Source organism: Mesorhizobium sp. M1A.F.Ca.IN.020.06.1.1, assembly GCF_004023265.1.
GTDB lineage: Bacteria > Pseudomonadota > Alphaproteobacteria > Rhizobiales > Rhizobiaceae > Mesorhizobium.
Genome location: NZ_RZSR01000350.1, coordinates 1 through 5472 on the forward strand (window position 1 = coordinate 1; position 5472 = coordinate 5472).

General features: G+C 65.3%; 6 protein-coding genes and 1 pseudogene. All 7 read left to right on the plus strand.

From position 1 onward, the window contains the following. A partial coding sequence (locus EOA60_RS16675) for a di-heme oxidoredictase family protein (RefSeq protein WP_128311618.1) occupies positions 1-413 on the plus strand: 413 nt, incomplete at its 5' end. Then, the gene (locus EOA60_RS16680; protein WP_127335258.1) at positions 413-1492 is read left to right on the plus strand and encodes an imelysin family protein; all 1080 of its coding nucleotides are present in this window, start codon (positions 413-415) and stop codon (positions 1490-1492) included. The genes EOA60_RS16675 and EOA60_RS16680, both read left to right, overlap by 1 nt. Before the next feature lie 4 nt (positions 1493-1496). After that, on the plus strand, positions 1497-2603 hold the full coding sequence (locus EOA60_RS16685) for a DUF1513 domain-containing protein (RefSeq protein ID WP_127335259.1): 1107 nt from the start codon (positions 1497-1499) through the stop codon (positions 2601-2603). A 132-nt stretch (positions 2604-2735) separates the two neighbouring features. Then, positions 2736-3464, plus strand: coding sequence for a tRNA (adenosine(37)-N6)-threonylcarbamoyltransferase complex dimerization subunit type 1 TsaB (gene tsaB / locus EOA60_RS16690; RefSeq protein WP_095824238.1), 729 nt, complete (start codon positions 2736-2738; stop codon positions 3462-3464). Continuing rightward, a complete protein-coding gene (locus EOA60_RS16695; RefSeq protein ID WP_095824237.1) occupies positions 3464-3958 on the plus strand; it encodes an N-acetyltransferase in 495 nt (164 codons plus the stop codon). The genes tsaB and EOA60_RS16695 overlap by 1 nt, the downstream gene beginning before the upstream one ends. Positions 3959-3985: 27 nt before the next feature. Further along, entirely contained in the window at positions 3986-4798 is an 813-nt protein-coding gene (locus tag EOA60_RS16700) for a lysophospholipid acyltransferase family protein (RefSeq protein ID WP_095824236.1), read from the plus strand. Between the two features lie 74 nt (positions 4799-4872). Further along, positions 4873-5472: pseudogene (locus EOA60_RS16705) on the plus strand (tRNA (N6-isopentenyl adenosine(37)-C2)-methylthiotransferase MiaB); the annotation flags it as partial.

Genomic DNA, 5472 nt, shown 5'->3' on the forward strand with positions numbered 1-5472 from the left:
ACCTCGACAAGCCGGAGGTTCTTTCCGGCAAGAAGCAGTTCTACGAGATGGGCTGCATTTCCTGCCACACGCCGAAATTCGTCACCATGCGCGGCACGCCCAACAAGGCGCAAGCCTTCCAACTGATCTGGCCCTATTCCGATTTCCTGCTGCACGACATGGGCGAGGGTCTCGCCGACGGCCAGCGCGTGGGGGAAGCGAGCGGCAGCGAATGGCGCACGCCGCCGCTCTGGGGCATCGGCCTGACCGCCACGGTCAACGGCAACAGCTTCTATCTGCATGACGGCCGCGCGCGGACGCTCGAAGAGGCGATCCTGTGGCACGGCGGCGAGGGCCAGAAGGCGCGCGACCGCTTTGCCGGCGCAACTGCCGCCGACCGCGATGCGCTGATCAAATTCCTGGAGTCGCTCTGATGTTTAATCGACGTGCCGCCGCGCTTGCCCTTCCTTTCTTGCTGGCCGCGGCCTTGCCGGCCCAGGCCGCGGTCAAAGCCTCCGATGTCATCGGCCGCGCGATCGACGGCTTCGTCCGCCCGGCCTACGCCAGCCTCGACGATCATGCCGGGACCCTGACCCAGGCGATGCGCCAGCTCTGCAATGCGCCGTCCCAGCAAAATCTCGACGCGGCGCGTACCGAGTTTTCCGCCACAGTCGAAGCCTGGTCGGTGGCCGAGATCATCGCCTTCGGGCCCATCAAGGAAAACAACCGGCTGGAGCGCATGCTGTACTGGCCGGACCGCAAGAGCATCGGATTGAGGCAGGTGCAGTCGACCCTCGTTGCCAAGGATCCATCCGCCGACGATCCGGCGCAACTCGCGGGAAAGAGCGTTGCCATGCAGGGCCTCGGTGCGTTGGAATATGTGCTGTTCGGCGATGGTGCCGAAACGCTTGCCAGTAAGGACGATCCCTATCGCTGCGCCTACGGGGCGGCGGTGGCCAGCAACATCCAGGCGATTGCCGGCGAGGTCCGCGAAGCATGGAGCAAGCCCGATGGTTTTGCCTCGCTCTGGGCCAATCCGGGGCCGAAGAACCCGCTCTATCGTGATGGCACCGAAGCGGTCACGGAACTGGTCGGCGTTTTCATCAATGAGCTGGAAATGATCCGCGACGTGCGGCTCAAAGGTTTTCTTGGCGCGAAGCCCGATGCTGACAAGCCGAAGCAGGCGATCTACTGGCGTTCGCAGAACACGCTGAATTCGCTGGCCGGAAATCTGTCCGGCATCGACAAGCTGTTCCAGGCCTCGAAGCTTGGCGATGCGCTGCCCGCCGATGCGCGGTGGATGGCCGAATCCATCCACATCCAGCTGACCAACGGCGTGGCGACGGCGAAGTCTGTTGGCGGCCCGATCGATAAGGCGCTCGCCGATCCGGCGCTGCGCGACAAGCTCGAGCATCTCGCGCTGATCACCTCCAGCCTCTCGACCCTGATCGGCACCAGGATGACCGCCGAGTTTGGCCTCACCGCCGGCTTTTCGTCGCTGGATGGTGATTGACGCCGTGACGACGCCGCTCATCGATCGCCGCGACTTTCTGCGTGCCGCCGGCGCCGGCTTCGCCGCGGCGATGGCGCCGCGCGCCTGGGCGGAGACGCTTGCAACGGACGCCGTCTTCGCCACGGCCTTCGTCAGGCGCGACGGCAGCTTCGGCGCCGCCGTGCTCTCCGAGGCCGGCAAGATCCTGCACACGCTCGATCTGCCCGACCGTGGCCACGACGTCGCGTTCGATCCAGTGTCGAAACGCTCGGTCGTCTTCGCCCGCCAGCCCGGCACCTTCGCGATGGTCTTCGACCACACCGGCCGCGAGAAGCCTTTGATCATCGCCAGCATTGCCGGCCGGCACTTCTTCGGTCACGGCGTGTTCTCGCCCGACGGCGCGCTGCTCTATGCAACGGAAAATGATTTCCACAACGCCGCCGGCGTCGTCGGCGTCTATGACGCGCGGGCGAAGTTCAGCCGCGTCGGCGAGTTCCCGACCTACGGCATGGGTCCGCACGAACTGCTGCTGCTCGCCGACGGCAGGGCGCTCGCCATCGCCAATGGCGGCATCGAAACGCATCCGGATTTCGGCCGCGCCGAGCTCAACATCGCAACGATGAAGCCGTCCTACGCGCTGGTCGACCGCATCACTGGCGACCTGATCGAAAAGCACGAATTGCCGCCGGCGCTGCATCAGCTGTCGATCCGTCACATGGACCGCGACCAGGCGGGCACCGTCTGGTTCGGCTGCCAATATCGCGGGCCGGCGATCGACCGGCCGGCGCTGGTCGGCCGCGCCGCGCGCGGCAAGGAGCTCCAGCTTTTGGAAATGCCGCAGGACGTGCTGTCGGGCTTCCGCAACTATATCGGCTCGGTTGCCGCCAATCCCGATGCCGGCACCGTCGCCGTGACCTCGCCGGAGGGTAATTCGCTGGCCGTCATCGATGCCGCCAGCGGACGTGTTGTCGCAACGAAGTCGCTGGTCGAAGTTTGCGGTCTCGCGCCGGACGGCGCCGACTTCATGGCAACGACCGGCGCTGGCGAGATCGTCGGCGGTGCGGGCGGGTCGCGCGCCGAACCTGACTATGTCTGGGACAACCACATGCTGCGCATCGCGGCTGCGGGCTGATCGCTGTCAAGGCCAGCTTCCTGATGTCGCGCTAAAGCCAAGCCGCATAACATTTATGCGGCGTGGCCCTTGCGGCGGCGGGCCATGCCGGGCACAGGGAATGTGTTTTGATCCAGTTGGTTAACCGGCCCTATGAAGCTGCTCGCCATCGACTGCGCCGCCAATCTCTGCGCCGCCTGCGTACACGACGCTGACGCTGGCATCGAGCTTGGCCGCCAGGTGCTCGACCTCGGCAAAGGGCATGCCGAGCATCTGATGGCCGTCATCGAGGCGGCATTGAAGGCCAGCGGGATCGGCTATCAAGGCTTGGACGCTGTAGCCGTCTCGATCGGCCCCGGTTCCTTCACCGGCCTGCGCGTCGGCGTCTCGACCGCGCGCGGCTTGGCCCTGGCGCTGAAAATCCCGGCTATCGGCGTGACGACGCTGGAAGCGTTGGCGGCGGAAGCCGCGAATGCCTTTCCCGGCCGTGCCGTGCTGGCGGCGCTCGACGCCGGCCGCGAGGAACTCCATGCGGCGCTTTTCGATGAAGCGTTAGTTCTGACTTACGGACCAACGGTGGCCACGCTTTCCCAAGCGACCGGAATGGCAGTCGATGCGAAAGCGGTCCTCACCGGCACCGCCGCGCCGCTGATCGCGGCGAGCGGACATGGTTTCGACACCGGGCCGGCCATTGCCACAGCCGACATAGCGACCTATGCCCGACTGGCCGCCGCGAAAGGGCCAGGCGCAAAGCCGAAGCCGCTCTATCTGCGTGGCGCCGACGCCAAGCCGCAGGCCGGTTTCATTCTGCCAAGGCGGAGCCATGAATCCGGGAAGCCGGGTTCTGGAGAAGATCATGCACCAAAGGGAAAAAAATCCTGATGCGCATCCCTTTCTTTCAGCCGCGCCGCAGGGATTATGCGCTGGAGCCGCTGACGGTGGCCGACAGCGCCGCCGTTGCGGTGCTGCATCGCGAGGATTTCGTTCGCCCCTGGACCGATGGCGAGTTCGCGGCACTGCTCGAACAGGACACCGTGTTCGGTTACGCCGCGCGCGAGACCGGGCAGGGTGCGAAGCCGCCGGTCGGTTTCGTGCTGGCGCGGCTCGCGGCAGGCGAGGGCGAGATCCTTACGGTCGCGGTGGCTCGCGCCCATCGGTGCCAGGGGCTTGGCTGGCAATTGATCGATGCGGTGCTGCGCGAATTGCATGCGCAGCGCGCCGAGGCGCTGTTCCTCGAGGTCGACGAGACCAATACGCCGGCCATCGCGCTCTATCGCCGGCTGGGCTTCCGTCAGGTCGGCCAGCGTCCGAACTACTACCGGTCGACCGAGCACGGCCCGACCGGCGCGCTTGTCATGCGCCGCGATCTTCGCTAGCCAGACCGTGGGATAGGGCCGGAGCGAATGATCAAGAAATTGCGGATTTTCGTGGCGTTCGGCCTCGTCGCCGCCGGCACGCTGGTGCTGGCGCCGCTGCAGCTCCTGTCGATGAAGACGAGGCTTTGGCCGGAGACGGTCGTCCTCAAAATCTGGCACAGCATGATCCTCAAGGCGCTGGGCATGCGCGTGCACGTCAAAGGCGCGCTCTCGAAGCAGCGCCCCTTGCTCATCGCGGCCAACCACATCTCCTGGACCGACATCATGGTGCTCGGCTCCTTTGTCGATGTGAAGTTCATCGCCAGGGCCGACATGGAAGGCTGGCCGATGATCGGCATGCTGTCCAAGCTGCAGCGCACCGTCTTCATCGAGCGCGAGCGCAGGCGCACCTCCGGCGACCAGGCGAGCGAGATCGCCAGACGCATGGCCAAGGGCGATGCCATGGTGCTGTTCGCCGAGGGTTCGACCGGCGACGGCAATCTGGTGCTGCCGTTCAAGAGCACCTTGTTCGGCGCTGCCTCGATGGCGATTTCGGAAGGGGCGGCGGACCAGGTCTTCATCCAGCCGGTGGCGATCGCTTATACGCGCCTGCATGGCGTGCCGATGGGCCGCCGTCACCGGCCGATCGCCGCCTGGATCGGCGACCAGGATCTGATGCCGCATTTGAAGGGCTTGCTTGCCGAGGGCTCGCTCGATGCCGAAGTGCATTTCGGTGATCCGGTGCCCTTCTCCAAGGGTTCTAACCGCAAGGAAACGGCAAGATTGATGGAAGCGAGAGTGCGCGAGATGATGCAAGCTGCGCTCGCCGAGCCGCGTCCCAGTCGTCAGCGCATAGCTTGAAAAACGGACGCGCGGCGCCGTAGCCTGCCGGAATCGGCTGTTTTTTGTCGCGGAAAGGCGCTAGAAGCCGCCCGATGGAATTGAACACGATTGAAAGTCACGACATCGGCACCGCGCCTGAGCGCGAGCCGGTGCATGCCGGGGCGGCGAAAAAGGTCTTCGTCAAGACTTATGGCTGCCAGATGAATGTCTATGATTCCCAGCGTATGACCGATGCGCTGGCAGCCGACGGCTATGTCGCCACCGACGCCGTCGAAGACGCCGATCTGGTGCTGCTCAACACCTGCCACATCCGCGAGAAGGCAGCCGAAAAAGTCTATTCGGAGCTTGGCCGCATCCGCGACATGAAGGCCGAGCGCGCCGAGGCCGGCCGTGAGCTGCTGATCGGCGTCGCCGGCTGCGTGGCGCAGGCCGAAGGGGCGGAAATCATACGCCGTGCGCCGGCCGTCGATCTCGTCATCGGCCCTCAGACCTATCACCGGCTGCCCGACGTGCTGGCGAGGGTACGCGGCGGCGAGAAGATCGTCGAGACCGACTACGCCATTGAGGACAAATTCGAGCATCTGCCGCAGCCGAAGCGCGCCGAACTGGCAAAGCGCGGCGTCACCGCTTTCCTTACCGTTCAGGAGGGCTGCGACAAGTTCTGCACCTTCTGCGTCGTGCCCTATACGCGC

Excerpts from the sequence above, each read along its gene's own strand:
- EOA60_RS16695 (WP_095824237.1), top strand. The coding sequence starts at position 3,464 with ATGCGCATCCCTTTCTTTCAGCCGCGCCGCAGGGATTATGCGCTGGAG.
- EOA60_RS16680 (WP_127335258.1), top strand. The coding sequence starts at position 413 with ATGTTTAATCGACGTGCCGCCGCGCTTGCCCTTCCTTTCTTGCTGGCC.
- tsaB (WP_095824238.1), top strand. The coding sequence starts at position 2,736 with ATGAAGCTGCTCGCCATCGACTGCGCCGCCAATCTCTGCGCCGCCTGC.
- EOA60_RS16700 (WP_095824236.1), top strand. The coding sequence starts at position 3,986 with ATGATCAAGAAATTGCGGATTTTCGTGGCGTTCGGCCTCGTCGCCGCC.